Here is a 237-nt window from a genome sequence, read left to right as displayed (position 1 = left end):
CGCCTGGACGCCCAGCTTGGTCAGGATGGTCGAGAACAGCTCGCGGTTGGCCTGGGTGTCGTCCACCACCAGAATGCGCGGCTGACCCTTCAGGCCGCCGATCTCATCCCTAAGGGGCGCGGCGGCCCCGACGCTGAGCGGCAGGCCGACCTCGAACGAGAAGGTCGACCCCTCGCCCAGTTGGCTGACCGCCGACAGACGGCCGCCCATCGCCTCGACCAGACATCTGGAGATCGC

1 protein-coding gene is annotated in these 237 nt (G+C 68.8%); it reads right to left on the bottom strand.

Going from position 1 to position 237, the window contains the following annotated elements; all coding sequences use genetic code 11:
- The coding region (locus ACM0OZ_RS49415; protein ID WP_414590248.1) for a hypothetical protein at positions 1 to 237 on the bottom strand (237 nt) is incomplete at both ends.

Origin of the sequence: Scytonema sp. PCC 10023, from assembly GCF_963920835.1 — a bacterium.
Lineage (GTDB): Bacteria > Cyanobacteriota > Cyanobacteriia > Cyanobacteriales > Nostocaceae > Kalymmatonema.
This window is presented reverse-complemented; position numbering and strand designations above follow the sequence as displayed.